Here is a 17498-nt window from a genome sequence, read left to right as displayed (position 1 = left end):
GGTTTTACTCCACCGAATAACCGCGCATTTTTTGGCGGTTTTCATAATCAATGCGCAATAACAAAGTAATGCACACCAGCATGATAAAGACAGCCGAACCGCCGTAAGACATAAACGGCAAAGTCAGGCCTTTAGTGGGCAGGATACCGATGTTTACACCGATATTGAAGAAACTTTGAATACCAATCCAAATACCGATACCGTTGGCAATATACGCGCTGAACATCAAGCCCGAATCACGCGCCTGCTTGCCGATGGAAAACGCACGCCACACCAGCCAGCCGTAGCAGAACACCAAAACCAGCATCCCTAAAAAGCCGAATTCCTCGCCGATGACGGCAAAAATAAAATCCGTATGCGCCTCAGGCAGATAGAAACGTTTTTCCAAACTTGCACCCAAGCCCTCGCCAAACCAGCCGCCGCGCGCAATCGCCATCAAGGAATGCGTCAGCTGATAGCCTTTACCCAAAGGATCGCTCCAAGGGTCCAAAAACGCCGCTACACGCGCCATACGGTAAGGCGCGGCCAAAATCAACAAGCCCATACCGCTCACAACAGTCGCCACCAATACGGCAAAATACTTCCACGGGAAACCTGCCAAAAACAGCATACCCATGGTAATCACGACAATCACGACAAACGAGCCAAAGTCCGGCTGACCCATAATCAAAACCAAACCGACTGCCACCAACATAATCGGCAGAATCAAGGTCTTAAACTTGCGGAAGCGTTCCTTTACCCTTACCCACGCGTCACTTTTAAAAGGGCTGCACACCAAATCGCCAATACCGGTAAACAAAGACGACCAACCCAAAGAATCCAAATCGCGCAACATTTCTTCACGGCGCGTAAACAGGCTGGACAAATACAAGACCGTCGCCAATTTGAAAAATTCAGTCGGTTGCAGGTTGAGCGGTCCGATATGAATCCAGCGCGTCGCGCCGTTAATCTCGCGGCCGACAAACAAAACCAGCAGCAATAGCAAACCTGAAACAGCAAAATAAAACGGAATAATCCGCCGCCAGAAGCTCATCTTGAGCAGGAAAAGCGGCAAGCATATGGCCACCGTAAACAGGATAAACATTGCCTGCTTAGACACAAAAGAAAACTGGCTGCCCCCTTCCGATGCCGCATACGCAATAGAAGCCGAATAAATCATAATCAGGCTGAAGACCGTCATTAAGACGACCATCCACAAGAGAGAAACATCAAACTTCCGACCATCGCGCGCAATCGGCCGGTCAAGCATTTTGGAAAGACTAATCATGAAAACATCCGTAACGGCTTGAATAAAATATTCAGACGGCCTGCTAATGGGCAAGAGGCCGTCTGAAAAAATGAATTAACGTTATTTTAAAGGTTTATTTCCAAACCAACAATTCAGATTCTTTAAAGATGCCGGATTCCGACGTTCTTTGCGCCCTCCCCTACCCTTTGATACCGGCAAAAGGCCGTCTGAAAACGCTTTTATGTTTTCAGATAGCCTTGTATAAATCTTTTCTTCAGGAAATAGGCTACTTTTTATCCCATGCAAACCCTACGCCAACTGCGGCATTTCCGCCCACGGCTGTATCTGTTCCAACTGCGCTGCAAGGCGGAGCAGCGTGTCTTCGCGTCCGTGTGCGGCGGCAAACTGAGTACCGACGGGCAGCTCGTTATGCCGGTAAAGCGGCACGCTCATGGCGGGGTTGCCGCTCATGTTCAGCGGCGACGTATAACCGACGTATTGCAGCGCGGCGGCGGCTTCTTTTTCTAAAAACGGGTTGTTTTTCAACAGAAAACCCAAGCGCAGCGTGCCAAACAGTAGGCGCATGGCTTTTTGTGCGGCGGGCGGCGGCATCATCTCGCCGATTTTCGGCGTGGTGCGCGGGCAGACGGGCGTCATTAACACGTCGTAGCGTGTGAAAAATGCTTTGGCGGCACGTTCCTGCGCCAGCATCACATCGCGCGCCCATGCCATTTCGCCCGCACTGATTTGCCGCCCCTGCACAATCATTGCCCACGTTGTCGGTTCAAGCAGGCAGTGCGGCAGTTTTTGTCCGGTTTCGTATTGATATTGGTAGAACAGTTTTGCCGTTTCGCCCATGACGATGATGCGGGCGGCGCGGTTGAGCTGTTCGGGCGGCGCGAAATCGGGCGTGGCTTCTTCCAATTCGTGTCCCGCGTCTTGCATCAGTTTCAAACTATGGGCGAACGCGGCTTCCGTGCCTTCGTCGTTACCGCCGCCAAACCATGTCTGTTTCCAAAAAGCGATTTTCAGACGACCTGTTTCTAGTTTCAGGCTGTCTGCAAAACCGTTTTCGGGCGGCGGCGGGCAGGCATACAGGGCGCGGGCTTGGGTTTGGGCGGCGATGTCCAGCAAAACCGCGCTGTCGCGCACGCTGCGGGTCAACACATGGTCGCATACCAAACCTTGCCATGCCTCCGATGCGTTCGGCGCGTAACTGCTGCGGCCGCGCGTGGGTTTCAGCCCGAACACGCCGCAGTTGTGCGCGGGTAAGCGAATGGAGCCGCCACCGTCGCTGCCGTGCGCTGCGGGTACGACGCCCGAAGCCACTGCCGCCGCGCCTCCGCTACTGCCGCCCGCGGTGTAATCCAAATGCCACGGATTGCGCGTGATGCCGTAAATTTCGGTTTCGGTAACGGGATACGCGCCCCATTCGGGCGTAGTGGTTTTGCCGAACACGCGCAGCCCCGCATCAAGATAGGCTTGGGTCAAATCGCTGTTTTGTTTGGCAATGTAATACTGCATCATACGTGAACCCGACCATGTCGGCGCGCCTTCCCAATCCGCCAGCAAGTCTTTGAGCAAAAACGGTACGCCCGCCAGCGGCGTATCGGTATTTTCAGACGACCCCTGCCACGCCGCCGCGCGTTCGCGCAAATCATGCGCCAACAGATTGAGCTTGGGATTGACTTCGTCCAAGCGGTTTAAAGCAGCCTGCAACACTTCATCGGCACACACTTCTTTTTTGCGGATCAGCTCTGCCAAACCGACGGCATCGTAACGGATGTAGTCTTGAAAATTCATGGGTTTTCCTTTCGGATTGATAACACGCGTTTTTTCGGTCAGGCATAGTTGCCCGCCGCCTCGCCGTTTGCCCGCATAGGCAAATTTTAAGAAACAGTAACACCGTATAAAGGAAAAGAACAAGTTTGCCGTTGCAGCAAAAAGGTCGTCTGAAACCGCCTTGACGTTTTCAGACGACCTTTGAGGCAATGGCGCACAAGGTTTACGGCAGAATCTCAATTTCCGCGTTGTGTTTCACGCTGCGGTAGAGTTCGTCGATTTCCTCGTCCGTTACCGCGATGCAGCCGTCGGTCCAGTCCCTTTGCAGATGCTTTTTGCCGATAGAACCCCAGCCGTTTTTGATGCCGTGGATTTTAATCAGCCCGCCCGGGCTTTTGCCTTGTGCCGCTGCGTAGGCTTTGTCGGCTTCGTTGGGGTAGGAAACACCGAGGTTTTTATGATAGCCGCTGTTGGGATTACGCTCATTGATGCGGTATTTTCCTTCGGGCGTTTTGCCGTCGCCTTCAAACTGTTTATGCCCGACCGGTTGCTTGCCCAACGAAATAGGATAGGTTTTCAGCAACCTGCCTTGCGAGTACGCCGACATGGTGCGCTTGCTTTTATGTACGACCAATCTGTCGATAACGGCATCTTCAGGCAACGGCGCTTCGCTTGGCGTGGTAACAGTAGTCTTGGAACGAATCGGCGCAGCAAACCAGAACACCGAAGCAGCAACAGCCAAAAGTACAACTGTCGCCAAGCCGATTTTCAACCCGACTTTCATCTTTCAGACGGCCTTACAAAGCCTTAAACGCTTCGATAAACACTTCCGAACGGTGTGCATAGCCTTTGAACATATCGAAGCTCGCACAAGCTGGGCTGAGCAACACGATATCGCCTGCTTCGGCTTGGGCGTATGCCCTCTGAACGGCTTCTTCCAAAGTGGTGCAGTCGATCATATTCAGACCGCAGCCGTCCAAATCGCGGCGGATTTGCGGCGCATCGACACCAATCAGAAACACGCCTTTTGCCTTACCGGCAAGCGCGTCGCGCAGGGGCGTGAAGTCCTGCCCTTTGCCCATGCCGCCCAAAATGACGAAGAGCGGATTTTGCAAACCGGCAATCGCGGCGGCGGTCGCGCCGACGTTCGTGCCTTTGCTGTCGTCAATGAACACCACGCCGTTTTTCTCGCCGATTTTTTCCACGCGGTGCGGCAGGCCTTGGAAGGTCTTAACGTGTTCGAGCAATTCATTTCGCGGCAAACCGATGGCCTCACACAAAGCCACGGCAGCCATCACGTTGGCGGCGTTGTGCAGACCTTGTAACGGAATGTCTTGCGTGGCAATCAAATCTTCATCGCCTTGTTTCAGGCGACTCGTCCCGCGTTCCAACCAAAAATCGGCTTTATGTTCCAACGAAAACCATTTCACCTCGCGCCCTGCCCGTTTCATCGCGCGGCAGAACACGTCGTCTGCATTTAAAACCTGCACGCCATCGCCACGGAAAATCTTGTCCTTGGTATGCGCGTAGTCGAGCAGGTCGTCGTAGCGGTCGAGATGGTCTTCGGAAATGTTCAGCACCGTCGCTGCAGTCGGGCGCAGACTTTCAGTGTTTTCCAGTTGGAAGCTGGAAAGCTCCAACACCCACACGTCCGCTTTTTTGCCTTCACGCTGCAATTCCGCCTCCAAAACCGGCGTGCCGATATTGCCCGCGATAACGGTATCCAGCCCGCACTTGATGCAGAGATAACCGACCAGGCTCGTTACCGTGGTTTTGCCGTTGCTGCCGGTAATCGCAATCACCTTGTCGCCGCGGCGGTTCACAATGTCCGCCAGCAATTCGATGTCGCCCAACACGCGTCCGCCGTTTTGCTTGAAGGCCTCGATATCCGGCTGACGCTCACTGATGCCGGGACTGAGCGCCAGAATATCGAAACCATTATCTAACGCATCTTTCAGACGGCCCGTGTAAAACACCAGCCCATCAAACATCTTACCGATTTGCGACACACGTTCGGCTTTCAGCTCCGCATCATATGCAGCAACCTCCGCACCGTTTTTGCGCAGATAGGCAATCATGGAAATACCCGTGCCGCCAAGTCCGGCGACGAGGATTTTTTTATTTTGAAAAGTCATTTTGGTTTTGTCCTAAAACAGATCATATGAAGCAGGAGGATGTCCGCCCCCTGCTCAAGCCGCTTAGAGCATCGAGGCTTCTTTTGCCCTTCTGTGATTTTGGTTTTGCTGGTTAATCCGCTTGTATTTTTCCAGCAAACTGTTTTGGGCATAAGTCAGCGTAGTATTGAAACTCATATGCGGACCTTCCAGTGTAATCCGCGTACCGCCGTCGTGGAATACCGCTATTTTGTCACCAACAAACGGAATCTGTCTGCTGACCGGCTTGTATTTGCTCCCGAGCATCTTCATCAGCTCTTCGAATTTGTATTTTGGGAAAACAGCCTGCACATAAACCAACACCTTTTTCTCGTCGAAAATCAGCGTTACCTGCTCCAAGCCGCTAAAATCGATGGCTTTCGGGTTAACCGAATATTGGTAGCCACCCGAATACGGATTGAGCTGTTCTTTACTAAGACGGTACATCCTACCCGCTTCCGCTTCGGTCGTTTTGCCGATTTCCATACCAAACACGCTCGGCGCAGCAAAGGCAAACGGACTGACCAGCAGCAGTGCAAATAAAATCAATTTTTGTTTCATAGTTTTTTCCTTTTCCGAAGATTTATTTTTCAGACGGCATTTTACAGCCGATCAATAACCCAGCTTCAAACGGCGGTAATTGTCGCAGCCTTTTTGGTCTCCGTTGTCGCAAGCCTTACCGTACCATTCTTGGGCAAGGGCGCTGTCTTGGCGCACGCCGTGCCCTTTGTAATACATATTGCCCAAATTGAATTGGGCATCGGCATACCCTTGTTCTGCAGCCCTACGATACCACTGCACTGCCTGTGTATAGTCTTGACGGACTCCTCGCCCATCGGCATACGCCGAACCCAAATTATTTTGGGCATCGGCATCCCCTTGTTCTGCCGCATTGCGATACCACTGCACTGCCTGTGCATCGTCTTGACGGACGCCTTGCCCATTGGCATACGCCACACCCAAATTATATTGGGCTTTGGCATCCCCTTGTTCTGCAGCCTTGCGATACCACTGCACTGCCTGTGTATAGTCTTGACGGACTCCTCGCCCATCGGCATACGCCGAACCCAAATTATTTTGGGCATTGGCATATCCTTGTTCTGCAGCCCTACGATACCACTGCACTGCCTGTGTATAGTCTTGACGGACTCCTCTCCCATTGACATACATCAGACCCAAATTATATTGGGCTGCAGCATACCCTTGTTCTGCAGCACTACGATACCACTGCACCGCCTGTACATAGTCTTGACGGACGCCTTGCCCTTTGGCATACATCACACCCAAATTAAATTGAGCTTCTGCAACCCCGTGTTCCGCAGCCTTGCGATACCACTGCGCTGCCTGTGCATCGTCTTGACGGACTCCTTGCCCATTGTCATACGCCACACCCAAATTATATTGGGCTTTGGCATCCCCTTGTTCTGCAGCCCTACGATACCACTGCACTGCCTGTGCATAGTCTTGACGGACTCCTTCACCTTTGTAATACATCTTACCCAAACTAAATTGGGCTTTAGCATTTCCTTGCTCCGCAGCTTGAAGGGTTTTCTTGTAATCTTGGAGACTGTCAGCCCAAACTGCCTGCGCCAAGCCCAAAGACAACAGGGCTACCATCATTTTTTTTAATAATTTATTCATTCTAAAATCCATTTCTTTCAAATTATTGTTTCTATTTTATCCTAGTTTTTTCAGACGGCCTTAACTAGCAAATTCCTCAAAAAATCCATTGACATCATAGCTGGCTAAAATCTGCTGCAATTCCGGTGCGCGCACCCATGGGTCAACCGCCATCGGCGGCATAGGTGGTTCGATACCGTCTTCGTTTTGGTTACGGCACCAATCTGCCATGGCAAAGACTTGGATTAAAACAGGCTCGGCAAGTGCTTTGTCGATGTCCAGTTCGCTCATGGCTTGGGCAAAGCAGGCGATCCATTCGTTGCGGACTTGTACGTTGACGGCAAACGGCATATGGCGGGCGCGTAGTTGGGGATGGCCGTATTTTTCGACAAAGAGTTGTGGACCGCCGAGCCAGCCGCTGAAAAATTCGTAGAGCTTTTCGCGTATCAGGGTCATGTCTTCGCCGTGCATTTGGCGTAAGGCTTGGTATTTCGGCTCAAGTTCCATTAAGTCGTAGAAACGGTCGGTCAGGGTGCGGATACCGGTTGCGCCGCCGAAAGATTGGTACATGTTTGGGGACTTTCTGTGTGGATTATTGCGGGATTTATTTTTGAAATAGAGGATTCAGACAAGCATGCTTATCCTACATAATGGCCGTCTGAAACTTTCAGACGGCCTTTGGAAATTTAGCGGATTTTGAGGGTACTCAAACCAATCAGCACTAAGACGATGGTGATAATCCAAAAACGGACGACGACTTGGGTTTCTTTCCAGCCTTTTTGTTCGTAATGGTGATGAATCGGCGCCATCAGGAAAATGCGTTTTTTGGTGCGTTTGTACCAACCGACTTGCAACATAACGGAAATGGCTTCAACAACAAACAGGCCGCCCATGATGACGAGGACAAATTCTTGGCGGATGATGACGGCAACGGTACCGAGTGCCGCACCAAGCGCGAGCGCGCCGACGTCGCCCATAAAGACTTGTGCCGGATAGGCGTTAAACCACAAAAAGCCGAGACACGCGCCGCACATGGCGGTACAGAAAATCACCACTTCGTTTGCGCCGGCAACATAAGGTAATTGCAGGTATTGGGCAAATTGGGAGTGGCCGCTGGCATAAGCAAAGATGGCAAGGCCTGCGGCGACAAGTACAACAGGGAATGCGGCCAAGCCGTCCAAACCGTCGGTCAAGTTAACGGCATTGGATGTGCCGACGATGGTCAGGTAGGACAATACCAAGAAGCCGACTACGCCAAGCGGCAAGGCAACTTGTTTGAAGAAGGGAACAATCAGGATATTGTTGGCGGAATTTGTCGCAAGGTAGAACAATGCCAAACCTGCGATGATGGCAACGCTGGACTGCCACACCATTTTAAATTTGGCAGACACGCCATTAGGGTCTTTATAAACCACTTTGCGCCAGTCGTCGTAAAAACCGAGTGCGCCGGTAGCAAGCAAGACTCCTAAGAGAATCCAAATATAAGGATTTGCCCAGTTGCCCCACAAGATTGTGGACACGGTAATGGCGGTCAAAATCAGCGAGCCGCCCATGGTTGGCGTACCATTTTTGATCAGGTGGGTTTGAGGGCCATCGGTACGGACGGCTTGACCGACTTTAAGCGCAGTCAGCTTGCGGATGGTCCATGGACCCAACAATAATGAAAATACCAACGCAGTCAGCGCGGCCATTACGGCACGAAATGTGGTGTATTGAAAAATATTCAGACCGGTTAACCAGTTACTGAAATGTGCGAGCCATAAAAACATGGGGCTTCCTTTTTTGTTTTTGTTGTTACAGCGGGCTTATTGCCCAATTAAAAATCAATCGGTATGCCGTCTGAAATTGCAGACGGCCTTATTGAGTAAGATTATTTCTCTACCACACAAATCGGATAGTTTCCAGGATTCTTTCCGCCGCCCAAGTCCAAGCAGGTATCTTCATAGATAAATGCCTGTACTTTCATTCCGGCATAAAACGCGGCAATCAGCAAACCAGTCAATAGTAAAATCTTTTTCATATTTCAGACGGCCTTTTACGCAGTTGTTGTTGCCAACGCCTCAACCACTTCTTCCATCTTCATAAAGCGCGAGCCTTTGACCAGCACAGTAGCGCGTTCAGGCAAATCATGGCTCAACACTTGAATCAGCGGATCTTTATCAGCAAACCACAAACCTTCCGCGCCAAATGTTTCTGCCGCTTCAACGCTGTTGTCGCCGACAAAATATGCGGCCTCGATGCCTTTATCCCGTGCATACGCACCAACTTCGGCGTGCATGGCGGTGGCTTCGTCCTCGCTCAATTCGCCCATGTCGCCCATCACAAAAATACGCGGCGCAGGCATAGCGGCGAGCACATCAATGGCGGCTTTCATGCTGTCAGGGTTGGCATTATAAGTATCATCAATTAAAGTTGCGCCTTTAATGCCTTGCTTGATATTCAGACGGCCTTTGATATTACTGAAATTTTTCAGGCCGCCTGAAACTTCAGCAAGGCTCAAACCTGCCGCCACAGCCAAAGCCGCCGCCGCTACGGCATTATGCACATTGTGACGGCCGGGGACCGGCAGTACCACGGCAACACGTTCATTGCCACGCACCAAATCAAATTCGCAGGACAACGGTTTCAACTCAATATTTTCTGCATGGACATCGCCACTGGCAACGCCGAAAGTCTGAGCGTTCAATTGCGCAGTAGCAGCTTCAAATGTAGCGATATTGGCATCTTCACACGGAATCAGCGCAATGCCGTCTGAAAGCAAACCTTCGTAGATTTCACTTTTAGCTTTAGCAATATCGCCGACACCATCAAAACCACAACCGACATGCGCGCGCAAAGCGTTATTGACCAAAGCAACATTCGGACCGGCGATTCGTGTCAACAAAGACAACTCGCCAAAATGGTTCATGCCCATTTCAATGACGGCATAACGATGTTTTTCGTTCAGTTTCAACAAAGTCAGCGGCAAGCCGATATGGTTGTTGAAATTGCCGGCAGTCGCCAACACAGCTTCATCACCGAATCGATGACGCAATACGCCGGCCAACATCTCTTTAACCGTTGTTTTGCCGGAAGAGCCGGTAATGCCGAAGACAAACGGATTCACATTTTCACGCCACGCCTTCGCCAGTTTTTGCAAAGCCACAAGCGTATCGTCAACCTTCAACGCGCCTTTCAAAGCCGCACAATCTTCGCGCGAAACCACAACTGCCGTTGCCCCCGCTGCCAACACATCTTCAACAAAGTCATGCGCGTCAAAGCGTTCACCGGCAAGCGCGAAAAATACGTCGCCGTCCTGAATATCGCGGCTGTCTGTAACAATACGCGAAACGGGTTGATTTTCAGACGGCATCGGAAGGCCGAGAGTTTGGCAGATGAAATTTAGGTCTAGTGATTTCATGGTTGTGTTTCTTGTCCTTGTTCTAACGGCTCCACATTTTTATCCGTATTTTGGGAAACCATTTTTAAATGACGATAATTGCGTCTTGCCAGCACAATAAAAAGAATAGCGGCAAAATTTACACCGACAGTAAGCTTATGTACCGTAAGGCTAAATGATAATTGCAGTACACTTTCTATATAATACGTAAAAGAAAATGCCTCTCCTACAAAGACTATTTGCAACAAGCATGGCGTGTACACATATATCATTCTATTAAAACCTACTGCACGGAATTTAAACGCATTCCATGCTGCAGACAGCGCCAACACACCCAAAATGAAAAGTAAAATCCCAAAAAACACAGCCCATGCCATGTTGTTAATCAATCCTTGCACACTCTGAATTGATGCCAGAATCAACCAAACCACGCCCTGCACAAAAGTCAACCATGCCATAAATTTGCCGCTTTTAGGCAATTTTTTATAATCAGGAAAGGTATTAAAAAACCAACTTTTCATACTATAAATCACTTTCTCTTATCAACTGCCGATTTTCCCGTACTGCTGGTAATCGGAAAAACACAATACAATGGTTTTACCGTTTTGGCGGTAGGGGTGGCAAAGGCTGTAATTGCCGTCTTTTGCCTCATAACGTATTTCATTTGTTTGTCCGGCAAATACCCTCTGCAAGTATTCACGCTCGCTCAGATTTGGAACATAAAGATATTGCGTTTTGCTGATTGTTTCTTTATTGCCATTCCGAGTAACGACAAAATCATTATCGTTGCCTGTTCCCTGAGTATCGGGTGCCTGCTCATCAATCCCACTTAACTGGGAATCGGCTGAGAAAGCCAAATAAACCTGTTTATTACCGATCGTATCCGGCACAATCACCGTAGCGGCTTTAAAGGCAGAATCTTCCTTCGACATCAGCTCAAGGATTAACGCTGCTTTTTTAATATACGCAAAATCAAAACGATAATCTGCCAATGCGTTGATTTGCGACGGATTGTCCTTGACGATGCGCTCTAGCGATTGAGTCAAAATCTGACGTTTTTTCTGAACCGTCAGATAATTTCCGCCAAATAGCAAAGCGGCCAAAACGGGAAATACGGCCAACAACAAATATAAGGTTTTCCGGCCACCTTTGCTTTCTTCCTCTTGTCCTCGCTCGGCAATACGGGTCAGATTCAACATGATGTTCAGTATCAAGGCACCCGCCATCACAGCAAAAATCCCCAAAATACTCATCAGGAAAATTTCCGTAATGTATTCGCGGAATACCTTAAGCCCGAAAACATTGGATAGAATCAGAACAAATACCCAGTACACCAGCAGCACAACTGCCACCATACCGACGATATTCGTTGCCTTAACCAATTTCTTTGCGTTCATACTCTCAAATCTTGTTCAGACGGCCTATCTGTTCTGATTAATCAGCGGATACGGATTCACTGCTCCACTGGGCAGATACACGCCGTAATGCAGGTGGGCCGGTGTGGTTCTAGCATTGCCGGTTTTACCGACATAGCCGATAACCTGCCCTTCTTTGACACGCTCATACAGACGGATACGGGCAAATTTATTCAGGTGGGCATAGTAATGCCAAGCACCCGGCCCTTGAATACCGATAACTTTACCGCCCAATTGGTTGCGCCCGATTTTGGTTACGATGCCGGGCGTGGTACTGCGTATCGGCGTATTTTTCTTAGCAAAAATATCCACACCTTCATGCCTGCGCCCCTGACTGCGCGCTGCACCCCAAGTGTCGTCAAAACGCTTGCCTTTAACAGGATTGGGCAGGCTTTGCTCGGCCGGAGGCTGTTGCGCTCTCAACTGATCGATTTCGGCAGTAGGACGCGGAAGTTGTTTGGTGGTACAGCCTGCGAATAAAACCACGGCTGCACTGATTAATAAGGTTTTTATCGGCATTTTCAGCATCAAATCGGTCTCCTTGTTGTTCAGACGGCCTTGTTAAAAAGCCTTCTGAAACAAACAACTGTGATGGGTTTAATGGCTGACGTGCCGTAATGCGTGTGTCGTTTTGCTTTTATTGTATATGTTTAAATCTTTTTCAGACGGCCTTAAGGTTTCGGGCCGTCTGAATATTTGCGTTATGACTTAACTGCGCTCTGCCAATGCTTTTTCTGCGATTTCAAAATCGGAGAAATGGTGCTTCACGCCTTGTACATCCTGATAGTTTTCATGCCCTTTACCGGCAATCAGAATGATGTCGTTTGCGGCGGCGCGTTCGACTGCGTAACGGATAGCAGCGGCGCGGTCGGCTTCGACGCATTCGGGCGCAGGAACGGCAGGCAGGATGTCGTTGATGATGTCTTGCGGATTTTCCAAGCGCGGGTTGTCGCTGGTTACGACAACTTTATCCGCACCCTGTACGGCTGCCGCGCCCATCAGCGGGCGTTTACCACGATCGCGGTTGCCGCCGCAGCCGAAGACGCACCATAAGGCCGCGCCCTGCGGTTTGATTTCCTGCAAAGTGGAGAGTGCTTTTTCCAGTGCATCGGGCGTGTGGGCATAATCGACAACAACCAAAGGTTTGCCGCTGTTCATAATGCAATCCATGCGGCCTGAAGCAGGACGGATTTTTGCTAGTACTTCCAAAATGTTATTGAGTGGATAACCGTTGGCACACAGCAAGGCAACGCAGGCGGCGAGGTTTTGTGCGTTGAATCGTCCGAGCAGACGAGTGCGGCATTTTCCTTCGCCCCATGGTGTTTGGAATACGGCTTCCATGCCGTCTGATGAAGCGGTGAAATCGGTAATGCGGATATCAGCGTGTTCGCTGAAACCATAGCCGTAAACGGCTAAATCGGGACAGTCTTTTTTCAGACGGCCTGCGAGTTCTGCGCCGTATTCATCATCGACATTGATGATGGCGTGTTGCAGACCATGCCAGTAGAACAGGCGCGATTTGATGGCACCATAGGCTTCCATGGTGCCGTGATAGTCGAGGTGGTCACGGGTAAGATTAGTGAAGATTGCGCTGCGGAATGGCACGCCGTTGACGCGCGATTGGTCAAGGCCGTGACTGGAAACTTCCATCGCAGCGGCTGTTGCGCCTTGCTGACGGAAGCGGTAGAGCAGAGTTTGGACATCGACAGGGGCAGGCGTGGTATGCGTGGTCTCTTCCAATGCGCCCCAAAAGCCGTTGCCGACTGTGCCGATAATAGTGGTTTTTTCGCCCAACAGATCAGCAGCTTGCGCCAGCCATTGTGTGATAGAGGTTTTGCCGTTGGTACCGGTTACGCCCCAAACTTTAAGGCCGTCTGAAACATTGCCGTAAACCTGTGCCGCCAACATACCGGCGCGATGTTTCAGATCTTTAATGCCTTGATTGGGAACGTTCCATTCGGGATTCCATGTGAATTTGCCGTCATCATCCCAAAAAACAAAGGTGGCACCGTTGACAATGGCGGCAGGAATATAGCTGCGGCCGTCTGTATATTCACCCTGACAGGCAACGAAAATGTCACCCTGTTTAATTTGTCGGCTGTCTGAATGCAACAAACGCCCTGCTGCGTTTTCACACAGCAGAGGCGGAAAGTTGGTTTCAGCCAAGGGGGTTAACTTGCTGAACATAAACAATATCTCTTTGATTGTTTGGATTATGACGGTACTTTGACAGTAGCGGTATTACTTAAAGGCTTGGTCGGGGAAACGCCCAAGATGTTCAAGCTTCCGCTCATGACTTCTTTGAATACGGGACCGGCAACCACGCCGCCGTAATAGCCGTTGGCAGTCGGTTCGTCGATGGTAACGGCCACAATCACGCGTGGATTTTTAGCCGGAGCAAAACCGATAAACGTACCGACGTGTTTGTTGTCCACATAGCGACCATTGACCAGTTTACGCGCTGTACCGGTTTTCGCACCTACGTCGAAACCATCCACAGCACCGGCAGTACCGGTACCGCCGGCTTCAGTAACGGAAACCATCAACTCGCGCACTTTTTTCGCAGTAGAGGCTTTGATGACGCGCTTGCCTTTAGGGGCAACCGCTTGTTTTTCAAAGCTGACCGGCAACAATTCGCCATCATGGGTCAAGACAGTATAGGCTCGCGCCAATTGCAACAGGCTTAATTGCAGGCCATAACCGAAAGACATGGTTGCCTGTTCGATTTTTTGCCATCTGCGCCAGCTTCTCAACAAACCTGCAGTCTCACCAGGAAAGCCTGAATGCATGCGCACGCCTACACCTAAATCGTGATAGAAATCGTACATTTCTTTAGGCGTAAACATGGCAGAAAGTTTACTGGTACCGACGTTGGAAGATTTTTGCATAATGCCGCGCACATCCAAAGTAGGATAAACGTGGGTATCTTGTACGGTAGCCGGACCGATTTTGTAAGGCAGGGTATTAAATGTGTCGGTCGCATCCACTTTGCCTGAATCCAATGCTTTAGCAATGGTAAACGGCTTCATGGCAGAACCTGGTTCAATCATGTCGGTTACAGCGCGGTTGCGGCGCTGTTCGCTATTGGCTTGACCCGGTTGATTCGGATCGTAAGCCGGGCTGTTGACCAAAGCCAAAATTTCGCCGGTTTGCGCATCCAATACCACAACAGTACCTGCTTTGGCTTTGTGATAAGCCACCGCTTTGTTTAACTCGTCATAAGCCAGCGTTTGAATACGCTGATCCAAAGACAAAATCATGTCTTGGCCGTTTTTAGGCACGCTGTTGCGCGGAGAGTCGAGGCTGTCTACGATGTTGCCTTTGTTGTCGCGCAATACGACTTTCGCGCCATCTTCACCGCGCAGGCTGTCTTCACGAGAAAGCTCCAAGCCCTCCTGACCTTTGCCGTCGATATTGGTAAAACCGATAACATGCGCAAACAGATTGCCCATCGGGTAATGGCGTTTCAATTCTTTTTGGAATGCAATGCCTTTAATGCCCAATGCTTTGATTTCTTCTGCTTTCTCGTAGCTGAGTTGACGTTTCAAGTAGATAAAGCCTTTGTCTTTTTTAGACAATTTATTTTTCAAAACTTCAACAGGCACATCAGCAATGGCCGACAATTTTTCCAACTGCTCGTCAGTCGGCATTTCCTCCATACCGGAAGGCATGGCATACAATGATTCGGTAGGCGCACTCAAAGCCAATGTAGCACCATTGCGGTCGGTAATCATACCGCGTGATGCCGGCAGCGGAAGCGTACGCACAAAACGTTGGTCGCCCTGATTTTTCAAAAATTCATGCTGACTGGTTTGCAGATAAACCCCGCGTACCAACAGACCGGTAAATGCCAGCGCAACAGCGCCCAGCACCAAACCGATTCGCCCGTTACTTGTCAGCGGCTTTTTCGTTTTTGTTGTTCCAGACAGCATTTGAGGTTTATATTCGTTCTTAATTAACATGTTGAACTTCTCATGACTTAGCTGCTCAGTGAGCCATCAAATCCCGTAAATCTTGCACCAATGCAAGGCTCTGTATTCTTATTTTTTGCGTTCCAGCATAGCCGTATTATGCGCACCCGGAGGAAGCAGATGTTGCTTTTCGGCCGCCACTTTAATCAACTTGTGGTTTGCCAATCTTGCTTGCTCCAATTTCAGGCGCGCGTAATCCTGTTCCAACTGAATTTCCCGTTTTTGTGCCTTATCCAACTCGATAAAATGCAAACGGGACTGGTTTTGCTTAAACACTACGGCAAAGGCTGAGACCGTCACCAAAACCAGTAATAAAATATTCAACTTACCCATCTCAAACTTTCAGACGGCCTGTCAACAGGACTATCTCTTACGACAGCGTTTAGACGCCATCCCCTACTCAATAACCGAAAATTCGCCACTGCTTCGCTCCGCCACACGCAAAACTGCACTGCGCGCACGCGGATTGGCTTCAGTCTCTGTCGAATCCGGTTTGATTGCTTTGCCCACAGCCTTCAAAGGCGGCTGAGGTAAATCCGCTTCCTTAACCACTGCCCAACGGGGCAATGGCGCATGTTGCGAATATTTTTTAATAAACTGCTTCACAATTCTGTCTTCCAGCGAATGGAACGCAATGACAGCCAAGCGCCCACTCTCTTTCAGACGGCCTGCAACCTGCGGTAAAACTGCCTCTACCTCTTCGAGCTCGCGGTTAATAAAGATGCGAACTGCTTGGAAGGTGCGCGTTGCAGGGTCTTGTCCGCGCTCACGAGTACGGACGTTTTGCGCCACAAGCTGCGCCAGCTTGCGGGTTGTATCGATGGGACTTTCCTCCCGTTGCGCAACAATGGCGCGCGCAATCTGGCGACTAAACCGCTCTTCACCATAATTCTTAATGACCTCGTGTAAATCCTGTTCGGATGCGGTTGCAATCCATTCCGCCGCAGACATCCCGCGAGTCGGATCCATCCGCATATCCAACGGTGCATCAAAGCGGAAACTGAATCCGCGGCTGCCATCGTCAATTTGCGGCGACGAAATCCCCAAATCAAAAAGCGCACCGTCAATCTTATCGATGCCCAATTCATCCAAGGCCGTCTGAAATGTTTCAAAACCATTGTGTACGACACTGACACGTTTATCTTGCACCGCCAGCTCATTGGCTACCGCAATCGCCTCGGGGTCTTTATCAAAAACAACCAAACGACCCTGCTCACCCAAACGCGACAAAATTAGCCGGGAATGCCCTCCCCTACCGAACGTACCGTCCACATAAATCCCGTCCTCACGGATTGCCAACGCATCCACCGCCTCATGCAACAAGACAGTAACATGCTGATAATTTTCAACTTTACTCACAATTGCAAATCCGTTTGACTCAATTGGAAAGCCAATTCATCAGGATCGATATCCAAAGCCTGATTCATTTCCTCTTCCCAATGTTCGCGGCCCCACAACTCCATACGGTTTGCACGGCCAACCAAAGTAACTTCTTTTTCAAAATCCACACGTTTGCGCAGATTGGCCGGAATCAAAACGCGTCCGGCGCTGTCCCACTCCAAAATCTCCGCATTGTGCAGCAGCAAATTCTGATACCGTTGCAAAGATTCATTGCCGGCTACTTTCAACTTCAGAATCTGCTCGGCTTTTTCTTCCCAAACGGGCTCGGGGTACATCAATAATTTTTTTCGGGAATCCAGTGTGACCACAATTGCAGGCGTATAACGGCGCAGCAAAATATCGCGGAATTTAGCAGGAATCGCCAACCGCCCTTTACTGTCCATACTCAATTCATGAGCACCGCCAAACACATCACACCCCAAATTCGATTAAAATAAAACAGAGTGGGATTAAAAATCCCACCTTCCTAAAATCTTTCGTTTTCACTTCCACGGAACACTTTTTAGGAAAAGTAACCACTTTCACCCACTATGCCCCACTAACCGACAC

The 17498-nt window shown here is 50.0% G+C and carries 18 protein-coding genes; all 18 read right to left on the bottom strand.

Translation table 11 applies throughout. From position 1 onward, the window contains the following. Nucleotides 1–4 precede the first annotated feature (4 nt). Entirely contained in the window at nt 5–1267 is a 1263-nt protein-coding gene (locus tag LPB400_RS03120) for an FtsW/RodA/SpoVE family cell cycle protein (RefSeq protein WP_219089354.1), read from the bottom strand. Nucleotides 1268–1537: 270 nt separating this feature from the next. Further along, nucleotides 1538–3031, bottom strand: coding sequence for an amidase (locus tag LPB400_RS03115; protein WP_219089352.1), 1494 nt, complete (start codon nt 3029–3031; stop codon nt 1538–1540). A gap of 202 nt (nt 3032–3233) precedes the next feature. After that, a complete protein-coding gene (locus tag LPB400_RS03110) occupies nt 3234–3794 on the bottom strand; it encodes a L,D-transpeptidase family protein (RefSeq protein ID WP_107768709.1) in 561 nt (186 codons plus the stop codon). A gap of 13 nt (nt 3795–3807) precedes the next feature. Further along, nucleotides 3808–5145, bottom strand: a complete 1338-nt coding sequence (murD, locus tag LPB400_RS03105) for a UDP-N-acetylmuramoyl-L-alanine--D-glutamate ligase (RefSeq protein ID WP_219089350.1) — start codon at nt 5143–5145, stop codon at nt 3808–3810. Nucleotides 5146–5208: 63 nt separating this feature from the next. Beyond that, a complete protein-coding gene (locus tag LPB400_RS03100; protein WP_219089348.1) occupies nt 5209–5724 on the bottom strand; it encodes a hypothetical protein in 516 nt (171 codons plus the stop codon). A gap of 51 nt (nt 5725–5775) precedes the next feature. Beyond that, nucleotides 5776–6804 (bottom strand): SEL1-like repeat protein, encoded by a 1029-nt coding sequence (locus tag LPB400_RS03095; protein WP_219089346.1) that lies wholly within the window; start codon nt 6802–6804, stop codon nt 5776–5778. A gap of 60 nt (nt 6805–6864) precedes the next feature. Then, nucleotides 6865–7353: a group II truncated hemoglobin gene (locus LPB400_RS03090; RefSeq protein WP_070712114.1), complete on the bottom strand. Its 489-nt coding sequence runs from the start codon at nt 7351–7353 to the stop codon at nt 6865–6867. A gap of 116 nt (nt 7354–7469) precedes the next feature. Next, complete coding sequence (gene mraY / locus LPB400_RS03085; protein WP_003685861.1) at nt 7470–8552, bottom strand: phospho-N-acetylmuramoyl-pentapeptide-transferase; 1083 nt, start codon at nt 8550–8552, stop codon at nt 7470–7472. A 101-nt stretch (nt 8553–8653) separates the two neighbouring features. Then, on the bottom strand, nt 8654–8803 hold the full coding sequence (locus LPB400_RS03080; protein WP_049335337.1) for a hypothetical protein: 150 nt from the start codon (nt 8801–8803) through the stop codon (nt 8654–8656). Between the two features lie 15 nt (nt 8804–8818). Beyond that, on the bottom strand, nt 8819–10183 hold the full coding sequence (locus LPB400_RS03075) for a UDP-N-acetylmuramoyl-tripeptide--D-alanyl-D-alanine ligase (protein WP_219089344.1): 1365 nt from the start codon (nt 10181–10183) through the stop codon (nt 8819–8821). Beyond that, a complete protein-coding gene (locus tag LPB400_RS03070; protein WP_219089342.1) occupies nt 10180–10683 on the bottom strand; it encodes a hypothetical protein in 504 nt (167 codons plus the stop codon). Before LPB400_RS03070 ends, LPB400_RS03075 begins: the two co-directional genes overlap by 4 nt. Before the next feature lie 21 nt (nt 10684–10704). After that, nucleotides 10705–11559: a peptidase gene (locus LPB400_RS03065; RefSeq protein WP_219089340.1), complete on the bottom strand. Its 855-nt coding sequence runs from the start codon at nt 11557–11559 to the stop codon at nt 10705–10707. Between the two features lie 24 nt (nt 11560–11583). Further along, nucleotides 11584–12105: a M23 family metallopeptidase gene (locus tag LPB400_RS03060; protein ID WP_219089670.1), complete on the bottom strand. Its 522-nt coding sequence runs from the start codon at nt 12103–12105 to the stop codon at nt 11584–11586. A gap of 180 nt (nt 12106–12285) precedes the next feature. Continuing rightward, a complete protein-coding gene (locus LPB400_RS03055) occupies nt 12286–13764 on the bottom strand; it encodes a UDP-N-acetylmuramoyl-L-alanyl-D-glutamate--2,6-diaminopimelate ligase (protein WP_219089339.1) in 1479 nt (492 codons plus the stop codon). A gap of 26 nt (nt 13765–13790) precedes the next feature. After that, complete coding sequence (locus tag LPB400_RS03050; protein ID WP_004518895.1) at nt 13791–15539, bottom strand: peptidoglycan D,D-transpeptidase FtsI family protein; 1749 nt, start codon at nt 15537–15539, stop codon at nt 13791–13793. Nucleotides 15540–15617: 78 nt separating this feature from the next. Continuing rightward, a complete protein-coding gene (gene ftsL, locus LPB400_RS03045; protein WP_003681879.1) occupies nt 15618–15881 on the bottom strand; it encodes a cell division protein FtsL in 264 nt (87 codons plus the stop codon). A gap of 63 nt (nt 15882–15944) precedes the next feature. After that, complete coding sequence (rsmH, locus tag LPB400_RS03040) at nt 15945–16907, bottom strand: 16S rRNA (cytosine(1402)-N(4))-methyltransferase RsmH (protein ID WP_107792138.1); 963 nt, start codon at nt 16905–16907, stop codon at nt 15945–15947. After that, nucleotides 16904–17359, bottom strand: a complete 456-nt coding sequence (gene mraZ / locus LPB400_RS03035; RefSeq protein WP_003748265.1) for a division/cell wall cluster transcriptional repressor MraZ — start codon at nt 17357–17359, stop codon at nt 16904–16906. The genes rsmH and mraZ overlap by 4 nt, the downstream gene beginning before the upstream one ends. Nucleotides 17360–17498: the final 139 nt, after the last annotated feature.

Source organism: Neisseria perflava (assembly GCF_019334725.1).
Classification (GTDB): Bacteria; Pseudomonadota; Gammaproteobacteria; order Burkholderiales; family Neisseriaceae; genus Neisseria; species Neisseria subflava_A.
This window is presented reverse-complemented; position numbering and strand designations above follow the sequence as displayed.

Excerpts from the sequence above, each read along its gene's own strand:
- LPB400_RS03120 (WP_219089354.1), bottom strand. The coding sequence starts at position 1,267 with ATGATTAGTCTTTCCAAAATGCTTGACCGGCCGATTGCGCGCGATGGT.
- LPB400_RS03115 (WP_219089352.1), bottom strand. The coding sequence starts at position 3,031 with ATGAATTTTCAAGACTACATCCGTTACGATGCCGTCGGTTTGGCAGAG.
- LPB400_RS03110 (WP_107768709.1), bottom strand. The coding sequence starts at position 3,794 with ATGAAAGTCGGGTTGAAAATCGGCTTGGCGACAGTTGTACTTTTGGCT.
- murD (WP_219089350.1), bottom strand. The coding sequence starts at position 5,145 with ATGACTTTTCAAAATAAAAAAATCCTCGTCGCCGGACTTGGCGGCACG.
- LPB400_RS03100 (WP_219089348.1), bottom strand. The coding sequence starts at position 5,724 with ATGAAACAAAAATTGATTTTATTTGCACTGCTGCTGGTCAGTCCGTTT.
- LPB400_RS03095 (WP_219089346.1), bottom strand. The coding sequence starts at position 6,804 with ATGAATAAATTATTAAAAAAAATGATGGTAGCCCTGTTGTCTTTGGGC.
- LPB400_RS03090 (WP_070712114.1), bottom strand. The coding sequence starts at position 7,353 with ATGTACCAATCTTTCGGCGGCGCAACCGGTATCCGCACCCTGACCGAC.
- mraY (WP_003685861.1), bottom strand. The coding sequence starts at position 8,552 with ATGTTTTTATGGCTCGCACATTTCAGTAACTGGTTAACCGGTCTGAAT.
- LPB400_RS03080 (WP_049335337.1), bottom strand. The coding sequence starts at position 8,803 with ATGAAAAAGATTTTACTATTGACTGGTTTGCTGATTGCCGCGTTTTAT.
- LPB400_RS03075 (WP_219089344.1), bottom strand. The coding sequence starts at position 10,183 with ATGAAATCACTAGACCTAAATTTCATCTGCCAAACTCTCGGCCTTCCG.
- LPB400_RS03070 (WP_219089342.1), bottom strand. The coding sequence starts at position 10,683 with ATGAAAAGTTGGTTTTTTAATACCTTTCCTGATTATAAAAAATTGCCT.
- LPB400_RS03065 (WP_219089340.1), bottom strand. The coding sequence starts at position 11,559 with ATGAACGCAAAGAAATTGGTTAAGGCAACGAATATCGTCGGTATGGTG.
- LPB400_RS03060 (WP_219089670.1), bottom strand. The coding sequence starts at position 12,105 with ATGCTGAAAATGCCGATAAAAACCTTATTAATCAGTGCAGCCGTGGTT.
- LPB400_RS03055 (WP_219089339.1), bottom strand. The coding sequence starts at position 13,764 with ATGTTCAGCAAGTTAACCCCCTTGGCTGAAACCAACTTTCCGCCTCTG.
- LPB400_RS03050 (WP_004518895.1), bottom strand. The coding sequence starts at position 15,539 with ATGTTAATTAAGAACGAATATAAACCTCAAATGCTGTCTGGAACAACA.
- ftsL (WP_003681879.1), bottom strand. The coding sequence starts at position 15,881 with ATGGGTAAGTTGAATATTTTATTACTGGTTTTGGTGACGGTCTCAGCC.